This is a genomic window from Chelatococcus albus, from assembly GCF_030067675.1.
GTDB classification, from domain to species: domain Bacteria; phylum Pseudomonadota; class Alphaproteobacteria; order Rhizobiales; family Beijerinckiaceae; genus Chelatococcus_A; species Chelatococcus_A albus.
Map to the genome: position 1 here is coordinate 16,240 of NZ_JASJEV010000016.1, position 25,954 is coordinate 42,193.

Annotated in this window: 21 protein-coding genes and 1 pseudogene; 13 read left to right on the plus strand and 9 right to left on the minus strand. The window is 70.4% G+C overall.

Annotated features, from left to right (window positions below; translation table 11 throughout):
* Nucleotide 1 precedes the first annotated feature (1 nt).
* Entirely contained in the window at nucleotides 2-1,078 is a 1,077-nt protein-coding gene (locus QNA08_RS17625; protein WP_283742039.1) for an ABC transporter ATP-binding protein, read from the plus strand.
* Here QNA08_RS17625 and QNA08_RS17630 read toward each other — a convergent pair.
* Genes QNA08_RS17630 through QNA08_RS17655 form a run of 6 tightly spaced genes read right to left on the minus strand, consistent with a single transcriptional unit; the run spans nucleotide 1,075 to nucleotide 5,611 of the window.
* Nucleotides 1,075-1,893, minus strand: a complete 819-nt coding sequence (locus tag QNA08_RS17630; RefSeq protein WP_283742040.1) for an alpha/beta fold hydrolase — start codon at nucleotides 1,891-1,893, stop codon at nucleotides 1,075-1,077. The genes QNA08_RS17625 and QNA08_RS17630 overlap by 4 nt on opposite strands.
* Nucleotides 1,894-1,896: 3 nt before the next feature.
* On the minus strand, nucleotides 1,897-2,301 hold the full coding sequence (locus tag QNA08_RS17635) for a hotdog family protein (protein WP_283742041.1): 405 nt from the start codon (nucleotides 2,299-2,301) through the stop codon (nucleotides 1,897-1,899).
* Nucleotides 2,298-2,690: a MaoC family dehydratase gene (locus tag QNA08_RS17640; protein ID WP_283742042.1), complete on the minus strand. Its 393-nt coding sequence runs from the start codon at nucleotides 2,688-2,690 to the stop codon at nucleotides 2,298-2,300. Before QNA08_RS17640 ends, QNA08_RS17635 begins: the two co-directional genes overlap by 4 nt.
* Complete coding sequence (locus QNA08_RS17645; protein ID WP_283742043.1) at nucleotides 2,687-4,213, minus strand: acyl-CoA synthetase; 1,527 nt, start codon at nucleotides 4,211-4,213, stop codon at nucleotides 2,687-2,689. Before QNA08_RS17645 ends, QNA08_RS17640 begins: the two co-directional genes overlap by 4 nt.
* Nucleotides 4,210-5,001: an enoyl-CoA hydratase/isomerase family protein gene (locus QNA08_RS17650; protein ID WP_283742044.1), complete on the minus strand. Its 792-nt coding sequence runs from the start codon at nucleotides 4,999-5,001 to the stop codon at nucleotides 4,210-4,212. The genes QNA08_RS17645 and QNA08_RS17650 overlap by 4 nt, the downstream gene beginning before the upstream one ends.
* Entirely contained in the window at nucleotides 4,991-5,611 is a 621-nt protein-coding gene (locus QNA08_RS17655) for a TetR/AcrR family transcriptional regulator (protein ID WP_283742045.1), read from the minus strand. Before QNA08_RS17655 ends, QNA08_RS17650 begins: the two co-directional genes overlap by 11 nt.
* Nucleotides 5,612-5,759: 148 nt before the next feature.
* Between QNA08_RS17655 and QNA08_RS17660 the strand changes: the two genes are divergently transcribed.
* The 11 genes and pseudogenes from QNA08_RS17660 to pyc all read left to right on the plus strand — a co-directional run bounded on the left by QNA08_RS17660 (nucleotide 5,760) and on the right by pyc (nucleotide 20,424).
* Nucleotides 5,760-7,013, plus strand: a complete 1,254-nt coding sequence (locus tag QNA08_RS17660) for a substrate-binding domain-containing protein (RefSeq protein ID WP_283742046.1) — start codon at nucleotides 5,760-5,762, stop codon at nucleotides 7,011-7,013.
* A gap of 70 nt (nucleotides 7,014-7,083) precedes the next feature.
* Entirely contained in the window at nucleotides 7,084-7,890 is an 807-nt protein-coding gene (locus QNA08_RS17665; protein ID WP_283742047.1) for an ABC transporter ATP-binding protein, read from the plus strand.
* Nucleotides 7,883-8,608 carry an ABC transporter ATP-binding protein gene (locus tag QNA08_RS17670; RefSeq protein ID WP_283742048.1) on the plus strand — a complete coding sequence of 242 codons (726 nt, stop codon included), beginning with the start codon at nucleotides 7,883-7,885 and terminating at the stop codon, nucleotides 8,606-8,608. Before QNA08_RS17665 ends, QNA08_RS17670 begins: the two co-directional genes overlap by 8 nt.
* A gap of 11 nt (nucleotides 8,609-8,619) precedes the next feature.
* Nucleotides 8,620-9,642, plus strand: coding sequence for a branched-chain amino acid ABC transporter permease (locus QNA08_RS17675; protein ID WP_283742049.1), 1,023 nt, complete (start codon nucleotides 8,620-8,622; stop codon nucleotides 9,640-9,642).
* Nucleotides 9,642-10,700 (plus strand): branched-chain amino acid ABC transporter permease, encoded by a 1,059-nt coding sequence (locus tag QNA08_RS17680; RefSeq protein ID WP_283742050.1) that lies wholly within the window; start codon nucleotides 9,642-9,644, stop codon nucleotides 10,698-10,700. Before QNA08_RS17675 ends, QNA08_RS17680 begins: the two co-directional genes overlap by 1 nt.
* Nucleotides 10,701-11,070: 370 nt before the next feature.
* Entirely contained in the window at nucleotides 11,071-13,620 is a 2,550-nt protein-coding gene (locus QNA08_RS17685) for a heavy metal translocating P-type ATPase (protein ID WP_283742051.1), read from the plus strand.
* Between the two features lie 16 nt (nucleotides 13,621-13,636).
* Nucleotides 13,637-14,026, plus strand: a pseudogene (gene cueR / locus QNA08_RS17690) (Cu(I)-responsive transcriptional regulator); the annotation flags it as partial.
* Nucleotides 14,027-14,201: 175 nt separating this feature from the next.
* Nucleotides 14,202-14,405: a heavy-metal-associated domain-containing protein gene (locus QNA08_RS17695; RefSeq protein ID WP_283742052.1), complete on the plus strand. Its 204-nt coding sequence runs from the start codon at nucleotides 14,202-14,204 to the stop codon at nucleotides 14,403-14,405.
* Nucleotides 14,406-14,580: 175 nt separating this feature from the next.
* The gene (locus QNA08_RS17700; RefSeq protein ID WP_422679947.1) at nucleotides 14,581-15,993 is read left to right on the plus strand and encodes an NfeD family protein; all 1,413 of its coding nucleotides are present in this window, start codon (nucleotides 14,581-14,583) and stop codon (nucleotides 15,991-15,993) included.
* Nucleotides 15,990-16,754 (plus strand): slipin family protein, encoded by a 765-nt coding sequence (locus QNA08_RS17705; RefSeq protein WP_283742053.1) that lies wholly within the window; start codon nucleotides 15,990-15,992, stop codon nucleotides 16,752-16,754. Before QNA08_RS17700 ends, QNA08_RS17705 begins: the two co-directional genes overlap by 4 nt.
* A gap of 229 nt (nucleotides 16,755-16,983) precedes the next feature.
* Nucleotides 16,984-20,424, plus strand: a complete 3,441-nt coding sequence (gene pyc / locus QNA08_RS17710; RefSeq protein ID WP_283742054.1) for a pyruvate carboxylase — start codon at nucleotides 16,984-16,986, stop codon at nucleotides 20,422-20,424.
* Nucleotides 20,425-20,438: 14 nt separating this feature from the next.
* Here the strand turns inward: pyc and QNA08_RS17715 are convergent, their stop codons facing one another.
* Entirely contained in the window at nucleotides 20,439-21,833 is a 1,395-nt protein-coding gene (locus tag QNA08_RS17715) for an MATE family efflux transporter (protein WP_283742069.1), read from the minus strand.
* A gap of 162 nt (nucleotides 21,834-21,995) precedes the next feature.
* On the opposite strand from QNA08_RS17715, the gene QNA08_RS17720 reads away from it, so the two are divergent.
* Nucleotides 21,996-22,745 (plus strand): metallophosphoesterase family protein, encoded by a 750-nt coding sequence (locus QNA08_RS17720; RefSeq protein ID WP_283742055.1) that lies wholly within the window; start codon nucleotides 21,996-21,998, stop codon nucleotides 22,743-22,745.
* A gap of 18 nt (nucleotides 22,746-22,763) precedes the next feature.
* Here the strand turns inward: QNA08_RS17720 and pbfA are convergent, their stop codons facing one another.
* Together pbfA and QNA08_RS17730 are read right to left on the minus strand one after the other, a co-directional pair.
* Entirely contained in the window at nucleotides 22,764-24,161 is a 1,398-nt protein-coding gene (gene pbfA, locus QNA08_RS17725) for a (R)-1-hydroxy-2-aminoethylphosphonate ammonia-lyase (RefSeq protein ID WP_283742056.1), read from the minus strand.
* A gap of 85 nt (nucleotides 24,162-24,246) precedes the next feature.
* Nucleotides 24,247-25,950 carry a putative 2-aminoethylphosphonate ABC transporter permease subunit gene (locus QNA08_RS17730; RefSeq protein WP_283742057.1) on the minus strand — a complete coding sequence of 568 codons (1,704 nt, stop codon included), beginning with the start codon at nucleotides 25,948-25,950 and terminating at the stop codon, nucleotides 24,247-24,249.
* Nucleotides 25,951-25,954: the final 4 nt, after the last annotated feature.

The window sequence follows — 25,954 nt, forward strand, 5'->3', positions numbered from 1 at the left end:
CATGGGACGCCTGACCATCTCGGGGCTCGGCAAGTCTTTCGGCGGCATGGAGGTGCTGCGCGACATCGCTCTCGACGTGCGCGACGGCGAGTTCGTCGTGCTTGTCGGGCCGTCCGGCTGCGGAAAGTCGACGCTCCTGCGCCTCATTGCCGGTCTCGAGGAGGCGACAGAGGGCGAGATCCGCATCGGCGAGCGCGTCGTCAACGACGTGCCGCCGAAGGACCGCGACATCGCCATGGTGTTCCAGAACTACGCGCTCTATCCGCACATGAGCGTGCGCCGGAACATTGCCTTCGCCCTGCGCGCCAAGGGCCGGCCGAAGGAGGAGATCGAGGCGAAGGTGGCGGAGGCCGCGCGCGTGCTGGAACTTGACGCGCTCCTCGATCGCCGGCCGGGCGAGCTCTCGGGCGGCCAGCGCCAGCGCGTCGCCATCGGCCGGGCCATGGTACGCGATCCGAGCATCTTCCTCTTCGACGAGCCCCTGTCGAACCTCGACGCCAAGCTCCGCCACCAGATGCGCGCGGAACTGAAGAAGCTGCACCGCACGCTCGGCACCACCATCGTCTACGTGACGCACGACCAGCTCGAGGCGATGACACTCGCCGACCGCATCGCCGTGATGCGCGGCGGCCGCATCGAGCAATTCGGCTCGCCCCTCGAGCTCTACAGCCGCCCGGCCAATCTCTTCGTCGCCGGCTTCATCGGCAGCCCCGCCATGAACTTCCTGAAGGCCGAGGTCGAGGCGAGCGGCACCGTCGCGCGCCTCGCCGACGGCGCCGCACTGCCGCTGCCCGTGACGGCACCGTCCGGCCGCCGCATCACCATCGGCATCCGCCCGGACGATCTCAGCCTCGTGGGCCCGGGTGCCGAGACCGGCGCCGCACGGCTCTCCGGCCGCCTCGCCATGGTCGAGCCGCTCGGCAGCGAGAGCCTGCTGACCGTCGTCTGCGCCGGGCAGGAGATCGTCTGCAAGGTGCCCGGCATTCCGGCGCTGGCGGACGACGCGCCCCTGTCACTCGGCCTCGCGCCGCAGGCATTGCACGTCTTCGACAGCGAGAGCACGCTGCGGCTGAGCTAGGCGCGCACGCCTTCCGCCCTGCACAGCTCGGCGAAGGCGGCGAGCGCGGCGTTGAAGGCGGAGGGCTGTTCGAGGTGCGGCGTGTGGCCGGCGCCGGGCAGGGCGAGAAGGCGGCCACGGGGGAGCGTGTCCGCGAGCCACGCCGTCGCTGCCGGACGGTAAAGCTGGCTCTCGGCTCCCGCGACGACCAGGCAGGGCAGGTCGAGGCGCCCGACCGTCTCGCGGTGGTCGACCGCGGCCAAGGAGCGCCACAGGCCCGCGAGCGTGTCGGGGTCGTTGTCGGCGACCGCCATCTCGGCGAAGACGGCAAGCGGGTGGTCGGCGCCGAGCCCCGGCGCGAAGAAGCTCGGCGCGATGCGCCGGGCGTAGCGCGGCCAGTCGCGCTGCATCGCCACGGCGGCGCGCTCGGCGCCCGCCGGCCCGAGACCCGTGGCGAGCCCGAGGTTCCAGCCCTCGTCGTTGACGATCCGCGCCGTCATGTCGACGACGACGAGGCCCGCGACGCGTCCCGTGCCGCGGGCGGCGAGATAGTCGAAGGCCACTATGGCGCCCATCGACCAGCCGACGAGCACGACCTCGCTCAGGTCCCGCGCCGCGAGAAAGCGGTCGAGCCCCGCCGCGAGGCCGGCGATCGTCAGGGCCGCGCCGGGCCGGCGGTCGCGGCCGTGGCCCGGCAGGTCGGGCACGAGGAGGCGGTAGCCCGCCGAGGCGAGCGCGTGCTGGGCGGCGAAGAAGCCGCCGTGCGCCGACCAGCCGTGCAGCAGGACGAGGGGGCGGCCGGCGCCGATATCGGCGACGAAGCGGAAGTCAGTCAAGGATCAGGCCTCGGCGCGCTCGGTGAGGCCGGCTCGCCCGACATCCTTGCCCACGTCCTTGACGAGCACGAGGGCCCGGCCGCGGCAGAGCACGCGGCCGTCGGGGTCCGTGCACAGGGTGGCAAGGTCGCACAGATGCTTGTCGGGCCTCAGACGCGTCACTTCGACCGAGGCCGTCAGCGGCACGTCGAGCGGGGCGGGCAGGAGGAGATCGAGCGCCTGCTTCAGGTAGTTTGTGCCGAATCCCGGCAGCCGCACGCCGAGGAGGTAGGAGACGAGGCCGCCGACGAGCGGCTCGGGTACGCGGTCGATCTCGGCCGCCGCCGCCTCGGCGAGGCCGAGGAAGGCGGCTGCCTCCTCGCGCGAGAAGCTGCGCGTCACGCTGGCGCGATCGCCGATCCGCATCATCGGGTCTCCTCGAATTCGAACGTCGCGGTGCCGTCGCAGACGAGCGCCCCGTCGGCGACCCGTGCGGCCTGGACGGCGAGCGTGACGGTTTCGGCCTCGACGCTCGTGACCGTCGCCGTGAAGGCCAGCGGTTCGTCGGCATAGGCCGGATTGGGGAACATGAGCGTCTGCAGGCGCTGGCGCGCGACCGGCAGGTGCCGGCCAACCATGCCCCACAGCACGGAATAGAGAAGCATGCCGTGCGACACCGTCCGGCCGAAGCGCGTGCGCGCCGAGAAGGCGGCATCGACGTGGATGGGATTGTCGTCGCCGCTCAGGGCGGCGAAGAGGTCGAAGTCCGCCTGGGTCAGCGTGCGCGTCTCGCGGATGACGGCGCCGGGGGTGATCATGCCTCGCTCTCCTCGGTCTCTGCCTCCTGGCTGACGAGCTTGCGCAGCACGTGCTTCTGCACCTTTCCGGCGGCGGTGCGCGGAAAGTCGTCGAGGAGGGTGATGCGCTTCGGCACCTTGTAGGCGGCGAGCCGCGCGCGCGCGTGGGCGCAGAGCTCCTCCGGCGTCGCGGTGGCGCCAGGTCTCAGGCGCACGGCCGCGTGGCCCACCTCGCCCCAGCGCGTGTCGGCGACGCCGATCACGGCCGCCTCGAGCACGGCCGGATGGTCGCAGAGCACGGCCTCGACCTCGGCCGGATAGACGTTCTCGCCGCCGGAGATGTACATGTCCTTGATGCGGTCGACGATGTAGTAGTAACCGTCCGAGTCGCGTCGGCCGACGTCGCCCGAGCGCAGCCAGCCGTCGGGGGTGAAGGCGTTGGCTGTAGCCTCCGGATTGTTGAAATAGCCCGGCGTCACGCCCGGCCCACGGAAGAGGAGCTCGCCGCGCTCCCCGTCGGCGACGTCGCGCCCGTGAAGATCGACGAGCCTGACTTCGGCGAGGATCTGCGGCTTGCCGACGGAGCCGACCTTCTCGGCCGCATGCGCCGGATCCATGATGAAGACGGTGGGGCCCGTCTCCGTCATGCCCATGCCGTTGCAGACGACGACGCCCTTGGCGAGGAAGGCGCGGATGAGGGCGTCGGGCAGCGGCGCGCCGCCGCAGCCCCAGTTGCGCACGCGCGAGAGGTCAGCCTGCGGGAAGGCCGGATGCAGGCTGATCGCCTGGTAGATGGCCGGCACGCCGAAGAAGAGCGTGAGGCTGCCGCTCTCGAGCAGACCCATCACCGCCTCGACGTCGAATTTCGGCAGGACATGGACGGTGCCGCCAGCGAGATAGACGGGCAGGCTGTGCAGGTTGATGCCCGCGGTGTGGAAGAGCGGCAGGAAGTTCACCGTGCGGTCGGCCTCGGTGAGCGACACCGCCTGCTGCACGTTGACATAGTTGGCGAGCGCCATGCCCACCGTCTGGATGACGGCCTTGGGCTTGCCTGTCGTGCCGGAGGTGTAGAGGAGATACCAGAGGCGGTCGGTCGGCCAGGCGCTGCCGCCGGCGGGCGCGCCGGAGGACCGGGCGATGAGGTCCTCGTAGGCGGAGAAGGACACGAGCTCGAGTTCCGCCGCCGAGCCGAGGCTTGCGGCGAGCCCGGCCGTCGCCTCGTCGTGGAGGAGCAGGCGGGCGCCGCAGTCCGCGAGGATCGGCAGGAGCTCCGCTGGCGTCTGGCGCCAGTTGAGCGGCACCAGCACGACACCCGCCTTGGCCGAGCCCATCAGGATCTCGAAGAAGGTCGGGCTGTTGTGGCAGAGTACGGCGATGCGCTCGCCGGCTGTCACGCCGCGGCGGCCGAGCGCCTCGGCGAAGCGGTCGGCGCGGGCGTTGAATTCCCGCGCCGTCAACCGCCGGCCCGTGGCCGCCTCGGTGAAGGCGATCGCATCGGGCGAAAGCTCCGCCCGCCTGCGGGCGAGGTCCGGCACGCTCCTCATGGACGGGAACTCCTGTCGAGAAACCACCTCATGCCTGCCTCCACCGCCTCCTCGTCGATGAGCCTCAGGAAGTGCTCGCGCTCGCGTTCGAGTCCGGCGGCGATGGCGGCGCGGCGCTCCGGCGGCATGAGGAGGGCGCGGGTGGCGCGCACCGCGGTGCCCGCCTTGGCCTGCAGCGCCGCCGTCCAGCCGTCGACGACGCTGTCGATGGCCTCCGGCGGGCAGGCGACGGTGGCAATGCCGAGGGCAACCGCTTCCGCCGCCGTGACGTGCCGGTTGAGGAGCTGGATGGCGCGGGCCTGCGCCTCGCCGATGCGCGCCGGCAGCATCGCCGTCCAGCCGCCGTCGGGGGCGAAGCCCACCTCCACGTAGTAGGGCGCGACGAAGGCCCCCTCCGCCATGGCGACGAGATCGGCCGCGAGCACGAGGCCGAGCGAGCCGCCGGTGACTGGCCCGTGCACGCACGCGATCACCGGACAGGGCATGTCGAGAAGCGCGAGGATGGCGCGGTTGAGGCCGCCGACGAGCGTCTGCGCATAGGCGCGCCGCTCGCCACGCGGCACGGCGGCGAAGGCCGCCACGTCGCCGCCGGTCGAAAAGCTTCGGCCTGCGCCGGCGAGGACGAGCGCCGTCAGATCGCTTCTGCGCAGGTCGGCGAGCGCCTCGTTGAGCGCGTCCATGAGCGCCGGCACCAGGCTGTTGTGCCGCGCGGGGCGGTCAAGCATGACGCGGGCGATGCCATCCTCGACCGTGACGCGGACGAGGGGCGCTGCGGTGCTACCGTGCATCGGCAGGCTCCAGGCCCCGGGCGATGAGGTCGAAGGCGGCATCCGCGATGGGGCCGAGCGGGATGGTCGGGTCCCACAGGCCGTAGCGGTGGCCGAGCATGACGGCCATGCCCATCAGCGCCCAGGCGCGCACCTCGGCGTCGCCCTCGCGGATCTCGCCGTATTTCTCGCCAGCGACGAGGGCGGCGCGATAGCTGCGCGCGAAGTCCTCGTAGTACTGCCGGTGGACGAGCGGATCGACGAACTGCGATTCCTCCACCACCCGGTAGAGATTGGGATTGGCGCGGGCGAATTCGAGGAAGGCGATGAGGCCGCGCCGCTCCGCCTCCATGCGCGACTTCGCCTTCTCGGTGGCGAGCGTCAGGTGGTGGCGCAGGCGCCGGCCCATGTCGAGAACGAGGGCGCGCAGCACGTCCTCCTTGCTGCGGAAGTAGAGATAGAAGGTGCCCTGGCCGACGCCGGCCTCGGCCGTGATGGTGCTCACCGCGGCCTCGGCGAAGCCCTTCTGGCCGATCTCGCGGGCGGCGGCGTCGAGGATCTTCTGACGCGTCCGCTCACCGCGCCGGGTTTTCGGCGGCGGGAGCGGTTCGAGCGATTCGACATGAGACATGACGCGCCTGTCAGTTCTGCAGTCGGCCATGGGACCGATGGCCTATCTCGTTCCTTGGCTGCGGCTGTCTTGACGCTGCCGTAAGGCGACGATAGCCTAACCTGAAACCTGACTCAATCGTCAGGTTGGGCGCGAGCGGGAGGATCGGATGGGCGTCGCTGCGGATTTGTCCTCGGGTGGCCGGTCGGGCCGTGGGTTCTCTCGCGGGGCGCGTGCCGCCGCCGCTCTTGCCTGCGCCTCGGCGCTGGCGCTCGGTGCGGGCGCCGCCGCGGCCAGGGACGTCAAGGTCTGCCTCCTCGCCGGCAAGACAGGCGCGCTCGAGGCCTATGCCAAGCAGAGCGAGGCCGGCTTCATGATGGGCCTCGAATATCTGACGAAGGGCACGATGAAGGTCGGCGACGACAAGCTCGTCGTCATCGTCAAGGACGACCAGCTCAAGCCCGATCGCGGCAAGGCGCTGCTGGAGGAGTGTTACGGCGACGACGGCGCGGCGATTGCCGTCGGCACCACGGGCTCGCCCGTGGCGCTCGCCATGCTGCCGGTAGCCGAGGAGCACAAGAAGGTCCTCATCGTCGAGCCGGCGGTGGCCGATTCCATCACAGGCGACAAGTGGAACCGCTACGTCTTCCGCACCGGGCGCTCCTCCTACCAGGACGCCCTCGCCGCCGCCGCGGCGATCCCCGCGGATGAGGACGTGGCCGTCGGCATGCTGGGGCTCGACACCGCCTTCGGGCGCGACGGCGTCGCCGCCTTCAAGGCCGCGCTCGCCGGCATGCGGCCGCGGGCGAAGGTGGTGGCCGAGGAATATGCTGCCGGCAGCACGGCCGATTTCGCCCCCTTCGCCGAGCGTCTGTTCAACGCGCTCAAGGACAAGCCGGGCAAGCGCGTCATCGGCTTCATCTGGGCCGGCGCGCATCCCATGGCCAAGTTCGTCGACATGAAGCCGGAGCGCTTCGGCATCGCGCTCGCCCCCGGCGGCAACATCCTGCCCGCCATGGCGGCCTGGAAGCAGTTCGCCGGCACCGAGGGCGGCATCTACTACTACTGGGACTTCCCCAGGAACCCGATGAACGACTGGCTGAAGACCGAGTACCAGAAGCGCTACGGCGCCCCGCCGGACTTCTTCGTCGCTGGCGGCTTCGCGGCGGCCTCCGCCCTCGTCACGGCCCTCGGCAAGGCTGGTTCCACCGACAGCGAGAAGCTGATCAAAACCATGGAGGGCATGACCTTCGACACGCCGAAGGGGGCGATGACCTTCCGCAAGGAGGACCACCAGGCGCTGCAGGAGATGTATCACTGGCGCATCAAGAAGGGCGCGTCCGACACCGATCTCCTGGAGCTCGTCGCCACCATCCCGGCCAAGGACATGCCCCTGCCCATCCGCAACAAGCGGCAGGACTGAGCCCTGCCCGCAAGACGCGGCGTCGCAGGAAGAGGCGTCCGGAGAAAGGCATCGAGGAGACGAGGCGTCGATGTCCCATCCCGTGCTCGAAACGCGCGAGCTCACCATCCGCTTCGGCGGCCACGCCGCCGTTGACGGGGTGAGCGCCGCCTTCCACGCCGGCACGCTCACCGCCATCGTCGGGCCGAACGGGGCGGGGAAGACCACCTATTTCAACCTGATGTCGGGACAGCTTGCGGCGACTGCCGGCCGCGTGCTGCTCGACGGGGTGGACGTGACCGGGCTCGGTCCTGCCGCGCGCGCCCGGCGTGGCATGGGCCGGGCCTTCCAGCTCACCAATCTCTTCCCCAATCTCTCGGTGCTCGAGAACGTGCGCCTCGCCGTGCAGGCGCGCGCCGGCGGCGGGGGCGACCTGCTCTCCCTCTGGAGCCGGCGGCGAGACTGGATCGAGATCGCCGAACGCGTTCTCGAGAGCGTCAATCTCGCAAACGCGCGCCACACGCCCGCCGCTGCCCTGTCGCACGGCGACAAGCGCAAGCTCGACGTCGCCATCATGATGGCGCTCGAGCCGCACGTGCTCATGTTCGACGAGCCGACGGCCGGCATGTCGGTGGACGAGGTGCCGGTGATCCTCGACCTCATCCACGCGCTCAAGGCCGAGGGCACGCGCACCATCCTGCTCGTCGAGCACAAGATGGACGTCGTCAGGAGCCTCGCCGACCGCATCGTCGTCCTGCACAACGGGCGTCTCGTCGCCGACGGCGAGCCGGCTGAGGTCATCGCCTCGCCCATCGTGCAGGAGGCCTATCTCGGCATGCCCGCGCGCACGACGGTGCAGGATTTGGCATCACCGGCACTGGAGCGGGCCCATGGCTGAGGCGCTCCTCACCCTCGAAGGCGTGCATACGCACATCGGGCAGTACCACATCCTGCAGGGCGTCGATCTGACCGTGCCGCGGGGCGGGCTCACCGTGCTGCTGGGCCGCAACGGCGCCGGCAAGACGACGACGCTGCGCACCATCATGGGCCTTTGGAAGCCGAGCCGCGGCCGCGTGACCTTCGCCGGCCGCGACATCGCGGGTCTTTCGACGCCCGACATTGCGCGCGCCGGCATCGCCTATGTGCCCGAGGCCATGGGCATCTTCTCGGACCTCACGGTCGCCGAGAACATGACGCTCGCCGCCCGCCGTGGCCCCCCGGACAAGGCGAGGCTCGACTGGATCTTCGCCTTCTTCCCGGCGCTGAGACGTTTCTGGTCGCAGCCTGCCGGCGTCCTGTCCGGCGGGCAGAAGCAGATGCTCGCCATCGCCCGCGCCGTCGTCGAGCCGCGCGCGCTTATCCTCGTCGACGAGCCGACGAAGGGCATCGCGCCCGCGATCATCGACAACATGATCGGCGCCTTCGCCGAACTGAAGCGGGAAGGCACGACGATCCTGCTCGTCGAGCAGAATTTCCGCTTCGCCGCGGCGCTCGGTGACACCGTCGCCGTCATGGACGACGGCCGCGTCGTGCACCGGGACCGCATGGCGGCGCTCGCCGCCGACGAGGCGGCGCAGACGCGTCTCCTCGGCCTCACCCTCGACGCGCATCAGTGAGGAGGCAGGGCATGGCCGCGACTTCCCCCGCCACAACCTCCGCCGACTCCTTGCCGGAGGCGCGGCGCGACCTTGCGCCCCTCCTCGTCGCGCCCGTCCTCATGGTGGCGGCGCTGCCCCTCGTCGGCTCGCTGCCCACCTGGGTGACGCTGACGGTCGCCGGGCTCGCCATGGGCATGATGATCTTCGTCATCGCCTCCGGGCTCACCCTCGTCTTCGGCCTCATGGACGTGCTCAACTTCGGCCACGGCGCCTTCATCGCGGTGGGCGCCTATCTCGCCATGACCATGCTCGTCCCGCTCGCCGGCTGGGTGCAGGCGGATTCCTTGTGGCTCAACCTCGCCGCGCTCGCGCTCGCCGTCGCGGCAGCGGGCATCGGCACGGGCGTGCTGGGCTTCGCCTTCGAGCGCGTCATCGTCATGCCGGTCTACGGCGAGCACCTGAAGCAGATCCTCGTCACCATGGGCGGGCTCATCGTCGCCGAACAGGCGATCCACGCTGTCTGGGGCGGCGACCAGAAGGCCATGCCCCTGCCGCAGGCGCTGCGCGGCGCGGTCGTCTTCGGCGACGTGGCGGTGGAGAAGTTCCGCCTGCTCGCTGTCGCGGTCGGCCTCCTCGTCTTCGCCGGCATGCAGCTCGTGCTCAACCGCACGAAGATCGGCCTCCTCATCCGCGCCGGCGTTGAGAACGGCGAGATGGTCGAGGCCCTGGGCTATCGTATCCGCCGGCTCTTCGTCGGCGTCTTCGTCGCGGGCTCGGCGCTCGCCGGCCTCGGCGGCACGCTCTGGGCGCTCTACCGCGAGACACTGACGGCCGCGATCGGCGGCGAGGTCATGGTGCTCGTCTTCATCGTCATCATCATCGGCGGGCTCGGCTCGGTCGGCGGCTGCTTCCTCGGCGCCCTGGTCGTAGCGCTCGCCGCCAACTATGTCGGCTATCTCGCGCCGAAGATCGCGCTCGTCTCCAACATCCTCATCATGGCGGCGATCCTCATGTGGCGGCCGCAGGGCCTCTATCTGGTGGCGAGGCGGTGATGGAAACGATTCTCTCCGGCGACTATCCGCGGAGCCGTCTGCTCACGGCGCTGCTCGGCCTGCTGCTCGCCGTGCTTGCCGCCGCCCCCTTCCTCTTCGACGGGGCGCAGGCCATCAACACGGCGGCCAAGATCTGCGTCTTTGTCGTGCTCGTCGCGAGCTACGACCTGCTCCTCGGCTATACCGGCATCGTCTCCTTCGCCCACACGATGTTCTACGGGCTCGGCGGCTACGGGGTGGGGCTCGCGCTCTACAGCTGGGGGCCGAGCTGGGGGGCGGTTGCGGGCGGACTCGCCCTGGCGCTCGCGGCGGGTGTCCTGCTCGCGCTCGGCATCGGCCTCTTCTCGCTGCGCGTGCGCGCCATCTTCTTCGCCATGATCACGCTCGCGGTCGCCTCGGCCTTCGCCGTGCTGGCGGCACAGCTCTCGGACGTCACGGGCGGCGAGGACGGGCGCTCCTTCAGGGTGCCGGAGCTGCTGCGGCCGGGTTTCAGGCTCGTCGCCGAGCCGGTCCTCGGCACGACCATCAATGGCCGGGTGGTCACCTACTACATCGTCTTCGCGAGCGCGCTCCTCCTGTTCCTCGCCGCCCTGCGCGTCGTCAACTCGCCCTTCGGCCGCGTTCTGCAGGCGATCCGCGAGAACGAGTTCCGCGCTGAGGCCCTTGGCTATCGCACGGTCTGCTACCGCACGGCGGCGAACTGCCTCGCGGCCGGCATGGCCGTGCTCGCAGGTGCCCTCAACGCCCTGTGGCTGCGCTACACCGGGCCGGAGACGACGCTCTCCTTCACCATCATGCTCGACATCCTGCTCATGGTCGTCATCGGCGGCATGGGCACGCTCTACGGCGCCGCCATAGGCGCGAGCCTGCTCATCCTGGCGCAGAGCTACCTGCAGAAGCTGATGGCCGTCGCCGCGCAGGCGACCGAGGGCCTGCCGCTCTTGCCCCAGCTCCTGCATCCGGACCGCTGGCTGCTCTGGCTCGGCGTGCTCTTCGTGACGAGCGTCTATTTCTTCCCGAGCGGCATCGTGGGACGGCTGCGGGCTGCGAGCCGCTGAACCGGCCTGCTGCGGCGCATGGCCTGCGACCGGCGTGTGGCATTTCGGCGCGGGCGCGGCTCGCCAAACCCGTCCTCCTCCGGGGCGCCGTCGGCTTGGCTTGGGCCGTGCGACGGTGCCACGCGTGAGAAGCGGTGAGTTTTTTCACCGGCTGGCCTTCGTTTTCGTGGAAGATGCGCCGGATCGGGGTGAGTCCCGCCCGGTCCGCCGCCGTCGTGACCCAATGCATCAATGGCCACGGCCCCGCGAGGCCCGAGGCATTCGGGTGTCTCGCGGTCGTCCCTGCCGTCTTCGTCCGCGCCCGCCGCAAGGGCACTTGACCTTCCCATTATGGGAAGCTTCATCCATATGGCAGACGAGGAGAAGCGACATGACAGAGACTGCCGTCGCCGAACAGACGACCCGGCCGGCGGGCCCGGCCGCCAGCCACCTGAGCCTGCGCATCGAGGGCATGACCTGCGCCTCCTGCGTGGGGCGGGTGGAGAAGTCGCTGAAGGCCGTTCCGGGCGTCAGTGCGGCTGCCGTCAACCTGGCGACGGAGCGCGCCGAAGTGACCTTTGCCGGCGCGCCCGACGCATCGCTCCTGGTCGCGGCCGTCGAGAAGGCCGGCTATGAGGTGGCGTCCGACACGATCGAGCTCGCGATCGAGGGCATGACCTGCGCCTCCTGCGTGTCGCGAGTGGAGAAGGCGTTGAAGGCGGTGCCGGGCGTGCGCGCGGCCTCCGTGAATCTCGCGACCGGGCGGGCTCAGGTTGAGGTGTTGCGCGGCAGCGCCGGGCCGGGCGAACTCGTCGCGGCCGTGGAACGCACCGGCTACGGCGCCAGGCTGCGCGAGGCAGGCGTGCCGCAGGCGGACAGGGAGGCGGCGGCGCGCGCGGCCGAGCAGCGCGCCCTCGGCCGCAGCCTCGTCATCGCGACCATCTTCACCCTGCCGATCTTCGTGCTCGAGATGGGCTCGCATCTCGTGCCGGGGATGCACGAGGTCCTCATGGACGGCCTCGGGGATCAGGGGCTCTATCTCCTGTCCTTCATGCTCGCCACGGTCGTGCAGTTCGGTCCCGGCCTCAGGTTCTACCAGAAGGGCGTGCCGTCGCTCCTGCGCGGCGCACCGGACATGAACTCCCTGGTCGTGCTCGGCACGAGCGCGGCCTACGGCTACTCGCTCGTCGCCACCTTCGCGCCGCAGGTGCTGCCCGAAGGCACGGTGAATGTCTATTACGAGGCCGCCGCCGTCATCGTCACACTCATCCTGCTCGGGCGCTACCTCGAAGCCAAGAGCAGGGGGCGCACCAGCGAGGCGATCAGGCACCTGATGACGCTGCAGCCGAAGACCGCCCGCGTCGAGCGCGACGGCCGGGCCATCGAGGTGCCGCTCGAGGAGGTGCGCGTCGGCGACCTCGTCCTGGTGCGGCCGGGCGAGCGGGTGCCCGTCGACGGCGATGTCGTCGAGGGCTCGTCCTTCGTCGACGAGTCGATGATCACGGGCGAGCCGGTGCCCGTGCAGAAGGGCGAGGGCACGGCCGTCGTCGGCGGCACGGTCAACAAGACCGGCAGCTTCACCCTGCGCGCCACCAAGGTCGGCGCCGACACGGTGCTCGCCCAGATCATCCGCATGGTCGAGGCGGCGCAGGGCGCCAAGCTCCCGATCCAGGCGCTCGTCGACCGCGTCACGGCCTGGTTCGTGCCCGCCGTGATGGCGGTGGCCGCGGCGACCTTTGTCGTCTGGCTCGTCTTCGGGCCCGACCCGGCGCTGACTTTTGCCCTCGTCAACGCGGTCGCCGTGCTCATCATCGCCTGCCCCTGCGCCATGGGCCTTGCCACACCGACCTCGATCATGGTCGGGACCGGCCGGGCCGCGGAGATGGGCGTGCTCTTCCGCCAGGGCGATGCCCTGCAGTCCCTGCGCGACGTCGGCGTCGTCGCTCTCGACAAGACCGGTACGCTGACCCGCGGGCGGCCGGAGCTGACGGACTTCGTCGCGGCCGGCGGGTTCGACCGGAGCGAGATCCTGGCGCTCGTCGCCGCCGTCGAGGCGCGCTCGGAGCATCCGATCGCCGAGGCCATCGTGGCGGCGGCGCGCGCCGAGGGGCTGACGCTCGCCGCGGTCGAGCGCTTTGAAGGCGTGCCCGGCCACGGCGCCGAGGCCCGGGTCGCGGGGCGGGACATCGCCGTGGGCGCCGACCGCTTCATGGCGACGCTCGGCCTCGACGTGGCGCCCTTCGCCGCAGTGGCGCAGCGCCTCGCCGACGAGGGCAAGACGCCGCTCTACGCGGCCGTGGACGGCCGGCTTGCCGCCGTCGTCGCCGTGGCCGACGCCATCAAGCCCTCGACCCCCGAGGCCATCGCCAGCCTGCACGCGCTTGGCCTGAAGGTGGCCATGATCACCGGCGACAACCGCCGCACGGCGGAGGCCATCGCCCGCCGGCTCGGCATCGACGAGGTGATGGCCGAGGTCCTGCCCGAGGGCAAGGTTGCGGCGCTCAAGCGTCTGCGCGCCGGCGGCCGCCGGGTCGCCTTCGTGGGCGACGGCATCAACGATGCTCCGGCGCTGGCCGAGGCCGACGTCGGTATCGCCATCGGCACCGGCACGGATATTGCCATCGAGAGCGCCGACGTGGTCCTGATGTCGGGCGACCTGCGCAACGTACCGAACGCCATCGCGCTGTCGCAGTCCGTGATCCGCAACATCCGGGAGAACCTGTTCTGGGCCTTCGTCTACAACGTGGTGCTCATCCCCCTCGCTGCCGGCGCGCTCTATCCGGCCTGGGGGCTCCTGCTGTCGCCCATCGTCGCTGCGGGCGCCATGGCCTTCTCGAGCATCTTCGTCGTGGGCAACGCGCTCAGGCTGCGCCGCTTCCGCCCGCCCATGCGGGCGGAAGCCGGGGCGCGGCCCGCGGCCGTGGCCGGCCAGGCGGCATGAGAAGGGAGGAAAGGCGATGAACATCGGTCAGGCTGCCGCGGCGTCCGGCGTTTCCGCCAAGATGATCCGCTACTACGAGAGCATCGGTCTCATCACCAAGGTCCTGCGCACGGATGCGGGCTATCGCGTCTATTCGGACACGGATGTGCATACGCTGCGCTTCATCCGCCGCGCCCGCGATCTCGGCTTCTCCATCGAGCAGATGGGTGAGCTCCTGACGCTGTGGCGCGACAAGTCGCGCGCCAGCGTCGACGTGAAGCGCCTCGCCCTCGCCCATATTGTCGAGCTCGAGAGGAAGATCGCGGAGCTCGAGGCCATGAGCCGGACGCTCCGGCATCTCGCTGAGACCTGTCACGGCGACCATCGCCCTGACTGCCCGATCCTCGACGAACTCGCCGAGGGTGCGCGCCATCCGCGCCGGGCGGCGCGGGGGCGCAGGCCGGAGGCCGTCGAGCCGCGCCGCGAGAGCATCGATGCAACGGCCGCGTCCGAGGCGCGCCTGATCCTCCGGCGGCTGGCGCGACGCCTGCCGCCATCGTTTCCCGGCCGCCGGACGGCCGCCTGCACAGAGGACGAATGCCATGCCCGTTACGTTCGAAGTCGAGGGGATGACCTGCCAGGGCTGCGTCAACAGCGTCACCCGCGCCGTGGAGCGCGTGGCGCCCGGCGCGCGCGTCAGTGTCGATCTCGCCGCAAGGACCGTCACCGTCGATGCCGCCAAGGACGAGGCGACGCTTGCCAAGGCCATCACGGACGCGGGCTACGACGTCCTCCGGTCGCGCTGACTGGCCGGGGCGGCTGCGGGCGGCGCGGCAGCGCGAAGGCGCTCTCCGCCCCCTTATCGCTTCCATGTGATCGGCGCGTCCGGCACGCCCTCGACCGTCGGCGTAGCCGCGTGTGGCGGCGGCGCTGCCGCTACCTTATATTCCGCGAAGGGAGCCCCATGAGGGAGCCCCGAGCGTGAAGCGAGCCCGTTTGGCCATTTTTGCGGCCGCCGTGGCCATGCTCATGGCGGTGGCGACCGGCGGCGCCCCGGCCGACCAGGCCGCGGGCGGCAGGCCGGGTATCGCCCTCACCGTCGCCATCGAGGGCCCGATCGGGCCGGCCACGGCTCGCCACGTGAAGGACGGCCTTGCCGAGGCCGGGAAACGCCGGGCGACGGTCGTCATCCTGCGCCTCAACACGCCGGGCGGGCTCGCGACGAGCATGCGCGAGATCATCGCCGACGTGCTCGGCTCGCCGGTGCCGGTCGTCGGCTTCGTCGCGCCGGCCGGCGCACATGCCGCGAGCGCGGGCACCTACATCCTCTACGCCACTCACGTTGCCGCGATGGCGCCGGGCACAAACCTGGGCGCGGCGACACCCGTGCAGATCGGCGGCCCGCTGCCCGGCCTGCCCGGCGGCGAGGGCGACAAGAAGCCGGGCCAGGGCAAGGACGGCACCTCGCCGGCGCCGGGCGCACCGGACGCGAGCACGGCGAAGGCGACGAACGACGCGGTCGCCCTTATCCGCAGCCTCGCCGAGCTGCGCGGCCGCAACGCGACCTGGGCGGAGAAGGCGGTGCGCGAGGCGGCGAGCCTGTCCTCGCCGGCCGCCCTGCAGGAGGGCGTGATCGACCTCATCGCCCGCGGCCCTGACGACCTGCTCGCGCGCATCGACGGGCGCAGCGTCGAGCTCGCCCACGGCGCCTCCCTGCAGCTCGCGACGAGGGGGCTTGCGGTCGAGACCTTCGAGCCGAGCTGGTTCGTCCGCTTCCTGTCGGTCATCACCAATCCGAACGTCGCCCTCATCCTCATGATGGTCGGGATCTACGGCCTGATCTTCGAGTTCGCCAATCCCGGCACCGTGGCGCCTGGGGTCGTCGGTTCCATCTGCCTGCTGCTCGGCCTCTACGCGCTCAATCTCCTGCCGATCGACTACACGGGCCTCGCCCTGATGCTCATGGGCATCGCCTTCCTCGTCGTCGAGGCCTTCATGCCGACGGCCGTGCTCGGCATCGGCGGCGTCGTGGCCTTCGTCCTGGGCGCCCTGATGCTCATCGACGCGGAGGCGCCCGGCTTCAGGCTCTCGCCCTTCGTCATCGGCGGCGCGGCGGCGGCGACCGTCGGGCTCGTCGTCCTCGTCATCGGCTACCTGTGGCGGTCGCGCCGTCAGCCGCTGCGCATCGGCGTGCAGACCATGCCGGGCACGCGGGTCGAGGTGGTCGACTGGCAGGACGGCGCGGGCCACGTGCTTGCCTCCGGCGAGCGCTGGCAGGCTCGCGGCACGGATGTCTTCGCGCCGGGAGACAAGGCGGAGGTCGCGACCGTCGAGGGGCTGACCCTCGTCGTGCGGCGGCGGGATCGGAAGGCGGGCGAGGGAGGAGCGCGATGATCCTCAACTATGTGGCCTATCTCGTGGCGGTGCTCGCCATCGTCATGTTCCTGTCGGCGGCGATCCGCATCCTGCGCGAGTACGAGCGCGGCGTCGTCTTCACCCTCGGCCGCTTCACGGGCGTGAAGGGCCCGGGCCTCATCATCCTCATCCCCGTCGTCCAGCAGCTCGTGAAGGTCGACCTGCGCGTTGTGGTGCAGGACGTCCCGCCGCAGGACGTCATCTCCCGCGACAACGTCTCGGTGAAGGTGAATGCCGTCATATACTTTCGCATCGTCGATGCCGAGCGGGCGATCATCAAGGTCGAGGACTACATGGCCGCGACCAGCCAGCTTGCTCAGACGACACTGCGCTCCGTGCTCGGCAAGCACGAGCTCGACGAGATGCTGGCCGAACGCGACAGGCTCAACGCCGACATCCAGGAGCTCCTCGACCAGCAGACCGACGCCTGGGGCATCAAGGTCACGATCGTCGAGATCAAGCACGTCGACATCAACGAGAGCATGGTGCGGGCCATCGCCAAGCAGGCCGAGGCCGAGCGCCTGCGCCGCGCCAAGGTGATCAATGCCGAGGGCGAGCAGCAGGCGGCGGAGAAGCTCGTCGAGGCCGGCATGGCGCTGGCGCGCGAACCTCAGGCGATGCAGCTGCGCTATTTCGCGGCGCTGCACGACATCGCCGGGGAGCGCTCCTCCACCATCGTCTTCCCCTTGCCCTTCGACCTCCTGGCCCATCTTGGTGCCCGGCCGGCCGCAGGCTCGTGAGGCCGCGCCTCCCTCGCCACCCCGGCCTGTGAGGCGGTGCGGGGCGGCTGCGGGCGGCCACCGTCTCGCACTTGCGAAATGACACATTTCATAATCTTATCGATTAGATCGATACGTGCGAGGCAGCGCACGGGCCGATCGCCAGGAAGGCCGGCAGCCGCCGGTTTCCTCGACAATCAGCGCCATCGGCGCCGGGGCCGAGGTCCCGCGCGTGCAAGGGTCTTGCGGAATGACGTTCAAGCGCATCCTCGTCGCCAACCGTTCCGAGATCGCCATCCGCGTCTTCCGCGCGGCGACCGAGCTCGGCATCCAGACGGTCGCGATCTATGCCGAGGAGGACAAGCTCTCGCTGCACCGCTTCAAGGCGGACGAGGCCTATCAGGTCGGCAGGGGCCGCGGCCCGATCGAGGCCTATCTGTCGATCGACGAGGTGATCCGCGTCGCCAAGGAGGCAAAGGTCGACGCCATCCATCCGGGCTACGGCTTCCTCTCCGAGAGCCCGGAGTTCGCCGAGGCCTGCGCCACCGCGGGCATCGACTTCATCGGCCCTCGCCCGGAGACGATGCGCACGCTCGGGAACAAGGTGGCGGCGCGCAACCTTGCCATCTCGGTCGGCGTGCCGGTGATGCCGGCGACGGACCCGCTGCCCGACGATCCGGCCGCAATCAGGCGGCTCGCCGCCGAGATCGGCTATCCCGTCATGCTCAAGGCCTCGTGGGGCGGGGGCGGGCGCGGCATGCGCCCCATAGAGGGCGAAGACCAGCTCCTCGATGCGGTGATGACGGCGAGGCGCGAGGCGCGCGCTGCCTTCGGCAAGGACGAGGTCTATCTCGAGAAGCTCGTGCGCCGCGCCCGCCACGTCGAGGTGCAGCTCCTCGGCGACACGCACGGCAATCTCGTGCATCTCTTCGAGCGCGACTGCTCCATCCAGCGCCGCCACCAGAAGGTGATCGAGCGCGCCCCGGCACCCTATCTCGACGCGGCGCAGCGCGCGGCACTCGCCGAGGCGGCGCTCGCCATCGGCCAGGCGACGGCGTATGTCGGCGCCGGCACGGTCGAGTTTCTCATGGATGCCGACACGGGCGCCTTCTACTTCATCGAGGTCAACCCGCGTATCCAGGTGGAGCACACGGTGACCGAGGTCGTCACGGGCCTCGACATCGTCAAGGCGCAGATCCGCATCGCCGAGGGCGGGCGGCTCGGCCGGCCCGAGGAGACCGGCATCCCGCCGCAGGAGAAGATCGGCCTCGACGGCCACGCCCTGCAGTGCCGCATCACGACCGAGAACCCGGAGAACAACTTCATCCCGGACTATGGCCGCATCACTGCCTATCGCGGCGCCTTCGGCTTCGGCATCCGCGTCGACGGCGGTACGGCCTATTCGGGCGCCGTCGTCACGCGCTACTACGACCCGATGCTGGAGAAGGTGACCGCCTGGGCGCCGACACCCCAGGAGGCCATCGCCCGCATGGACCGGGTCCTGCGCGAATACCGCATCCGCGGCGTCGCCACGAACCTCGCCTTCCTCGAGGCCGTGCTCGCCCATCCGAAGTTCAAGGCGAACGACTACACGACGCGCTTCATCGACGACACGCCCGAGCTCTTCGAGTTCCCCAAGCGTCGTGACCGGGCGACGAAGCTCCTCACCTATATCGCCGACGTGACCGTCAACGGTCATCCGGAGGTGAAGGGCCGGGCGCGGCCGCCAGCCGAGGCGCGCCGGCCCGAGCCGCCGCGCTTCGAGGCGCTGCCGTGGGAGGGCACGAAGCCGCTCTTCGACCGCCTTGGCCCCAGGGGCTTCGCCGACTGGATGCGGTGCGAGACGCGCGTGTTCGTGACCGACACGACGATGCGCGACGCGCACCAGTCGCTCCTCGCCACGCGCATGCGCAGTTTCGACATCGCGGCGGCGGCGGAGGCCTATGCGGCGGGTCTGCCGCAACTCCTGTCGCTCGAATGCTGGGGCGGCGCCACCTTCGACGTTGCCATGCGCTTCCTCGGCGAGGACCCGTGGGAGCGCCTCGCCACCTTGCGCGAGAAGGTGCCCAACCTCCTCCTGCAGATGCTGCTGCGCGGCGCCAACGGCGTCGGCTACACGAACTATCCCGACAATGTCGTGCGCTTCTTCGTGCGCGAGGCGGCGAGCGCCGGCATCGACCTCTTCCGCATCTTCGACTGCCTCAACTGGGTCGAGAACATGCGCGTCGCCATCGACGCCGTGGGCGAGGTGGGCAAGCTCGCGGAAGGGGCGATCTGCTACACCGGTGACATCCTCGATCCGGCCCGTGCCAAATATTCGCTGCGCTATTACGTCGACCTCGCCAAGGAGCTGGAGAGGGCCGGCTGCCACGTCCTCGGCATCAAGGACATGGCGGGCCTCCTCAAGCCCGCCGCCGCACGCCTCCTCGTCAAGGCGCTGAAGGAAGAGGTGGGCCTGCCCATCCACCTGCACACGCACGACACCTCGGGCATCGCGGCGGCGAGCCTGCTCGCGGCGGTGGACGCGGGCGTCGACGCCGTCGACGCTGCCATGGATGCCATGTCGGGCACGACCTCGCAGCCCTGCCTCGGCTCGCTCGTCGAGGCGCTGCGCCACACCCCGCGCGACACCGGGCTCGACCCGGAAGCGATCCGGCAGCTCAGCTTCTACTGGGAGGCGGTGCGCCTGCAGTACGCCCCCTTCGAGAGCGATCTCAAGGCCGGCGCCTCGGAGGTCTATCTGCACGAGATGCCGGGCGGGCAGTTCACCAACTTGAAGGAGCAGGCCCGCGCGCTCGGCCTCGAGACTCGCTGGCACGACGTGGCGAGAGCCTATCGCGCGGCGAACGACCTCTTCGGCGACATCGTCAAGGTGACGCCGTCCTCCAAGGTGGTGGGCGACATGGCGCTGATGATGGTGGCGCAGGGCCTTTCCCCCGCCGATGTCGCGGACCCGCACCGCGACATCGCCTTCCCGGCCTCCGTCGTCGAGATGCTGCGCGGCGACCTCGGCCAGCCGCCGGGGGGCTGGCCGGCCGCTCTGCAGAAGAAGGCTCTGAAGGGCGAGGCGCCGATCATCGTGCGCCCCGGCTCGCTCCTGGCGGATGCCGATCTCGAGGCGGCGCGGGCGGAGGCGGAGAAGCGGTGCGGTCGCAGGCTCGACGACCGCGAGCTCGCCTCCTTCCTCATGTATCCGAAGGTCTTCACCGACTATGCCGCGGCGGCGCGCAAGTACGGCCCCGTCTCCTGCCTGCCGACACCGGTCTATTTCTACGGCATGGGGGTGGGGGAGGAGATTTCCGTCACCATCGAGACGGGCAAGACGCTCGTCCTGCGGCTGCAGGTCATCGGCGAGACGGACGAGGAGGGCTTCGTCCGCGTCTTCTTCGAGCTCAACGGCCAGCCGCGCATCGTCAAGGTGCCGAACCGCTCGGCCGTGGCGACGCTGCCCGCCCGCCGCAAGGCCGAGGAGGGCAATGACGCTCACGTCGCCGCCCCCATGCCGGGCGTCGTCTCGACCCTCGCCGTCCGCCCCGGCCAGGCGGTCGAGGCCGGCGACGTCATCCTCACCATCGAGGCGATGAAGATGGAAACCGCCTTGCACGCCGCCCGCAGCGGCACCGTACAGGAGGTCCTCGTCCACCCCGGCAGCCCGATCGACGCCAAGGATCTCCTCGTGGTGCTGGGATAGGCGGCTCAGGCCGTTCAGCGCCCGCCCAGATACACGAGCCCGAGCCGCTCGCGCCGCAGCCAGCGCTGGAGCATGAGCGCCGCGACGATGGCAAGGCCGGTGGCGAGCCCGATCCAGATGCCGCGGCCCGCGAGTCCGGCGGGGAAGGCGAGGGCGGTACCGAGCGGCAGGCCGACGCCCCAGTAGCCGAGGGCGGCATAGACCATGGGGACGCGCGTGTCGTGCAGGCCGCGCAGCATGCCGGCGCCCACCGCCTGCGCCCCATCCACCACTTGGAAGAGGGCGGCGAAGAACAGGAAGCTGACAGCAAGCTCCACGACCGGCGCATTGGCCGGATCGTCGAGGTCGAGGAAGACGCCGACGAGCATGCGCGGCGCAGCCATCATCACGAGGGCGGTGCACGCCATGAAGCCGACGCCCATGGCGAAGGCCGTCCAGCCGGCCCGCCGGATGCCTTGCGTATCGTCGGCGCCGTAGGCGAGGCCGACGCGCACCGTGGCGGCCTGGCCAAGGCCGAGCGGCACCATGAAGGAGAGCGAAGCGATCTGGATGGCGATGGAATGGGCCGCGAGGGAGGCGGCGCCGATGAGGCCCATCAGGAACACCGCCGCATTGAAGATGGTCACCTCGAAGGCGAGCGTCGCCCCGATCGGCAGGCCGAGGCGCCAGACCTCGCGGAAACGGCACCAGTCCGCCCGCCAGAAGCGGCCGAAGAGTCGGTAGCGGCGGAAGCGCCGGTCGACGAGGAGGACCAGCGCAAGTCCGGAGAACATGAAGAGGCTCGCAAGGCTTGAGGCGATGCCCGCGCCGACGATGCCGAGCCGGGGGAAGCCGAGATGGCCGAAGATCAGCACCCAGTCCGCCAACGCGTTGAAGACGACCGCGAGGCCAGCGACCGCGAGTGCCCAGGTCGGGCGCTCCAGCGCCGAGATGAAGGAGCGCAGGACGATATAGCCGAGAAAGGGCAGGATGCCCCACTGCAGGGCGCGCACATAGGCCCCGGCTTCCGCTGCGAGCGCCGGCTCCTGGCCCATGGCGTCGAGGATCGCCTCGGCGTGCCACAGCACGATCCAGAAGGGAATGGAGATCGCCGTCGCCACCCACAGGCCTTGGCGCACGGTGCGGCGTACGTCGCGCACGGAATGGCGCTTGCGGCCGATCTCGCGCGCGATCAAGGGCGCCGTCGCCGTGACGATGCCGAGGCCAAAGATCATGAGCGCGAAATAGAGGTTGGAGCCCAGCGCCCCGGCGGCGAGCATGTCCGGCCCCGCCCAGCCCATCATGACGACGTCGGTCGCGGTGAGCGCTGTCTGCGCCAGATTGGTGAGGATCAGCGGCCAGCTCAGCGCGAGGGTCGAACGTACCTCCTCGCCCCAGGCCAAGCGTGGGGACGCCGTCGAAATAGCCATGTCGCTCATGGAATAGGCTTCTAGCCCGTCGCGACGGGGGCCGTCCAGCCGCGGTGGTGATCAGGCACCCATGCCCGAGGCGCAGGACGGGCGCCTTCGCTTGATTTGCCAGCGCTGCGACGGATGAATGGGGTGCGTCCCAGCCTTGCAGGAGCACCAACCATGCGCCTGGCCATCATCGCCGACGTGCACGGCAATCTTCCGGCCCTCGATGCGGTGCTGCGCGACATCTGGCGACGGGGGGCGGACGGCGTCGTCAATCTCGGCGACTGCGTCTCCGGCCCTCTCTGGCCGCGCGAGACCTGCGAGCGCCTGATGGAGCTCGACCTGCCGACGGTGCGCGGCAACCACGACCGCGTCGTCGGCACCGGGAGGCCGGGTGCGTTGGGGCTGTCGGACCGTCACGCCTATGATGCGCTCGACGATGCGCAGCGCGCCTGGCTCGCCGGCCTGCCGCCGCGGCTGACGCTCGCGGGCGGCGTGACCCTCTTCCATGCCACGCCTGCCGACGACATGGCCTATCTCCTCGACGAGGTGGCGGACGGCCGGCTCACCCTTGCCCCGCTGGCGAGCATCGCCGCGCGGCTGGCCGAAGTGGAGGAGGGCGTGGCGCTGTGCGGCCACAGCCACCAGCCGAGGGCGGCGCGGCTGCCGACAGGGCAGCTCGTCGTCAATCCTGGCAGCGTCGGCTGTCCGGCCTACAGCGACGACGCGCCCCCGCACGTCTCCGAGACGGGCTCGCCCCACGCCCGCTATGCCGTCCTGACGCTTGGCGAGCACGGGGCCGAAATCGAGCTCCTGGCGATCCCCTACGACTGGGAGAGTGCGGCGGTCGAGGCCGAGAAGAACGGTCGTCCCTCCTGGGCTCATGCCCTGCGCACCGGCTTCATCGGCCCCGGGGTGAGCCCCTAGCAGGGGCTCCGCGCCGCCTCAGCCGGCGGCGATCGCCTCCTCGATGATGGCCAGCGCCTCGAGCATCTGCGCCTCGGTGACGACGAGGGGCGGGGTGAGGGTAAGCACATTGCCCATCGTCGTCTTGAAGGAGAGGCCGTGGTCGAGCGCCCGGTACATCACCGCCTCGGCGAGGTCGTTCGCCGGCTCCCTCGTCTCCCGATCCGCGACGAGCTCGATGCCGAGAAGGAGGCCGCGGCCGCGCACGTCGCCGATCGCCGGCAGGCGCCGCTTCATCTCCTTGAGACGCGCGAGGGCGAGCGCGCCGACGTGCGCGGCGTTGGCGATGAGCCCCTCCTCCTCGATGATCTCGATGGTGGTGAGCGCCGCGCGCGCCGTCACAGGGTTCTTCTCGTGCGTGTAGTGGCCGAAGGCGTAGTGCCCGCCCACGTCGAGATCCGGCCGCGCCACGACGGCGGCGATGGGCAGGATGCCGCCGCCGAGACCCTTGCCCATGACGAGGATGTCCGGCACCACACCGTCATGCTCGCAGGCGAACATGCGCCCGGTCTTGCCGAGGCCCGTGGGGATCTCGTCGAAGACCAGGAGGGCGCCGTGGCGGTCGCAGGCCTCGCGCACGATCTGCCAGAAGCCGGGCGGCGGCACGTAGGGCACGGCGCGGGCCGGCTCCGCGATCACGGCCGCCACATCGCCCTCGCGCGACAGCACGTAGTCGACCATGCGGGCGCAGGCGACCTTGCAGAGCTCGAGCGGCGGGTTGCCGTCCGCGTCGGTCGCGTAGCCGTAGGGGCAGCGGTAGCAGGCAAAGGGCGCGACATGGGCAGCACCCGCCACGAGCGGCGCGGCGGGGCCGGAGCGGAACAACGCCTCGCCCGAAAGCGCCCCGGCGCCGAAGCCCGCGCCGTGGAAGGCGTCCCAGAAGGACAGGGTCTTGAAGCGCCCCGTCGCCGTGCGCGCGATCTTCACCGCGACCTCGATCGCGTCCGAGCCGCCGGTGGTGAAGAGCACCTTGCCGAGGTCACCGGGCGCGATGGCGGCAAGTTTCCTTGCGAGCGCCGCCGCCGGCTCGCAGGCATAGCGGCGCGGGGCGAAGGGCAGGGCGTCCATCTGTTCGGCGATGGCGCGCTTCAGGCGCGGATGGCCATAGCCGACGTGATGAACGTTGTTGCCGTGGAAGTCCATGTAGCGGCGCCCGGCCGTGTCCTCGATGAAGATGCCTTCGGCCTTCGCCACGACATTGAGGCAGGGCGTCGAGACGGACTGGCGCAGGAAATGGCGCTCGTCCTCGGCCAGGATGCGCCGCGCCGCGGCGTCGAGGTTGGTCGCCTGCCAGGCGGCGCGGCGGCTCGTCAGGTTCGTATCGCTCTCCGACTGGGCGACGTCGAGGCCGGTGTCCTTGCGCGAGGGGCTGGCCATGGGCGGTCTCTCGAAGGGGCGATCATTCACTCGGCGGCGTGCAGCCGCCCCGCCCGCCGGATGGGCCCGGCGGGGAAAGCGGCTCTCACCGCTTCCGCCAGGCCTGCAGGCGCCCGAAGACGAAGCGGTCGAGGACGAGATGCAGCGCCTTCACGCCGATGGCGGTGACGACGATCATGGTCGCCATGGCGGCGGCGGCGGCCATGGCGCCAGCCTCGTCCATGTGCACCACGGCAATCGAGGCGAGCTTGGTGCCGGGGCCATAGAGGAAGATGACCGCCGACACGGTCGTCATGGCGTTGACGAACATGTAGACGGCGACGTCGAGGATCGCCGGCGTGCAGATCGGCACCGTCACGCGGCGGAAGGTCGTCCAGAACGGCACCTTGAGCGAGGCCGAAACCGCCTCGAACTCGCCGTCGATCTGCTTGAGCGCCGTCACCGCCGTGATGTGCGCCACCGTGTAGAAATGCGCGATGGTGTTGAGGACGAGGACGGCAAGCGTGCCGTAGAGCAGGTTGAGCGGGTTCCACGAGGCATTGAAGAAGAAGACGTAGCCGAGGCCGAGCACGAGGCCCGGCACCGCCATGGGCAGCATGGCGAGGAAATGCGCGAAGGCGCGGCCGGCCGGGAACACCTTCAGCTTCTCGATGAGATAGGCGCCGACGAAGACGATCGCAGTGCCGATGGCGGCGGCGAGCGCCGCCATGGCGAGCGAGGTGAAATAGGGCGCCCAGCCGCCGGGCTCGACGGTCTGGAAGTCGTAGTTCCCGAAGGTCAGCGACAGGTTGTAGGGCCAGTAGCGCACGAAGGAGGCCCAGACCGCGACGCCGAGCCCGGCGGCGACGAGGCCGCCCACGGCGAGGCAGTAGAGCCCGAGGCCGATGTCGCGGCTGCTGTTCGGCTTCGGCTCGTAGGGCACGGCGCGGGCCGAGAGCAGCGCCACCTGCCGGCGCTGCACCAGCCGGTCGACGAGGAAGGCGAGGACCGCCGGTACGAGCAGGATCATGCCGACGACGGCACCCATCTCGAAGTTCTGCTGGCCGACCACCTGCTTGTAGGCGTCCGTCGCCAGCACGCTGAACTGGCCGCCGATGACCTTGGGGATGCCGAAGTCCGTCACCACCAGCGTGAAGACGACGAAGGTCGCGGAGATCAGGCCGTAGCGCACGCCGGGCAGCGTCACCGTGAGGAATACCCGGCGGGGCGAGGTGCCGAGCGCCGCCGCCGCCTCGTAGAGCCGCCCGTCGGCGAGCGACAGGGCGGTGACAAGGATGAGGAGGGCATGCGGGAAGCAGTAGAAGACCTCGGCGACGACGATGCCGATCGGGCCATAGATCGAGGCCCCGAACATGAGCCCCTTCAGCATGCCCTGGTTGCCGAACACGTAGATGAGCGAGATCGCCGCGAGGAGTGACGGGGCAAAGAGCGGCAGGAGCGCGAGCGCGTAGAACAGCCCCTTGAAGGGCAGGCAGCTGCGCGTCAGGGCGTAGGCGTAGATGAAAGCGAGCGGGATGACGATGGCTGTCGCCAGCGCCGCGACCCACAGGCTGTTGTAGAGCGCCGCGACGAGGGTCGGCGTCGCGAAGTAGCGGGCGTAGTTCGCGAGGCCCACGAAGCTGCCCTCGTGGTTCTCGAAGCTCTTCGACAGGAGAGCCCAGAGCGGCAGGGCGATGGCAGCGACGAGGAAGAGGCAGAGGAGGGCGATCAGGACGCCGGCAACGCGCTCCTCCCGCAGCGCGGGGCTTCGTTCGGCGGTCGAGAGGCCGGTTGTCGCGGCGAGGGACATCGGA

Bases quoted from the DNA above. Each gene is read 5' to 3' on its own strand.
- QNA08_RS17625 (WP_283742039.1), top strand. From the start codon at position 2: ATGGGACGCCTGACCATCTCGGGGCTCGGCAAGTCTTTCGGCGGCATG.
- QNA08_RS17635 (WP_283742041.1), bottom strand. From the start codon at position 2,301: ATGATGCGGATCGGCGATCGCGCCAGCGTGACGCGCAGCTTCTCGCGC.
- QNA08_RS17640 (WP_283742042.1), bottom strand. From the start codon at position 2,690: ATGATCACCCCCGGCGCCGTCATCCGCGAGACGCGCACGCTGACCCAG.
- QNA08_RS17645 (WP_283742043.1), bottom strand. From the start codon at position 4,213: ATGAGGAGCGTGCCGGACCTCGCCCGCAGGCGGGCGGAGCTTTCGCCC.
- QNA08_RS17650 (WP_283742044.1), bottom strand. From the start codon at position 5,001: ATGCACGGTAGCACCGCAGCGCCCCTCGTCCGCGTCACGGTCGAGGAT.
- QNA08_RS17655 (WP_283742045.1), bottom strand. From the start codon at position 5,611: ATGTCTCATGTCGAATCGCTCGAACCGCTCCCGCCGCCGAAAACCCGG.
- QNA08_RS17660 (WP_283742046.1), top strand. From the start codon at position 5,760: ATGGGCGTCGCTGCGGATTTGTCCTCGGGTGGCCGGTCGGGCCGTGGG.
- QNA08_RS17665 (WP_283742047.1), top strand. From the start codon at position 7,084: ATGTCCCATCCCGTGCTCGAAACGCGCGAGCTCACCATCCGCTTCGGC.
- QNA08_RS17670 (WP_283742048.1), top strand. From the start codon at position 7,883: ATGGCTGAGGCGCTCCTCACCCTCGAAGGCGTGCATACGCACATCGGG.
- QNA08_RS17675 (WP_283742049.1), top strand. From the start codon at position 8,620: ATGGCCGCGACTTCCCCCGCCACAACCTCCGCCGACTCCTTGCCGGAG.
- QNA08_RS17680 (WP_283742050.1), top strand. From the start codon at position 9,642: ATGGAAACGATTCTCTCCGGCGACTATCCGCGGAGCCGTCTGCTCACG.
- QNA08_RS17685 (WP_283742051.1), top strand. From the start codon at position 11,071: ATGACAGAGACTGCCGTCGCCGAACAGACGACCCGGCCGGCGGGCCCG.
- QNA08_RS17695 (WP_283742052.1), top strand. From the start codon at position 14,202: ATGCCCGTTACGTTCGAAGTCGAGGGGATGACCTGCCAGGGCTGCGTC.
- QNA08_RS17705 (WP_283742053.1), top strand. From the start codon at position 15,990: ATGATCCTCAACTATGTGGCCTATCTCGTGGCGGTGCTCGCCATCGTC.
- pyc (WP_283742054.1), top strand. From the start codon at position 16,984: ATGACGTTCAAGCGCATCCTCGTCGCCAACCGTTCCGAGATCGCCATC.
- QNA08_RS17715 (WP_283742069.1), bottom strand. From the start codon at position 21,833: ATGGCTATTTCGACGGCGTCCCCACGCTTGGCCTGGGGCGAGGAGGTA.
- QNA08_RS17720 (WP_283742055.1), top strand. From the start codon at position 21,996: ATGCGCCTGGCCATCATCGCCGACGTGCACGGCAATCTTCCGGCCCTC.
- pbfA (WP_283742056.1), bottom strand. From the start codon at position 24,161: ATGGCCAGCCCCTCGCGCAAGGACACCGGCCTCGACGTCGCCCAGTCG.
- QNA08_RS17730 (WP_283742057.1), bottom strand. From the start codon at position 25,950: ATGTCCCTCGCCGCGACAACCGGCCTCTCGACCGCCGAACGAAGCCCC.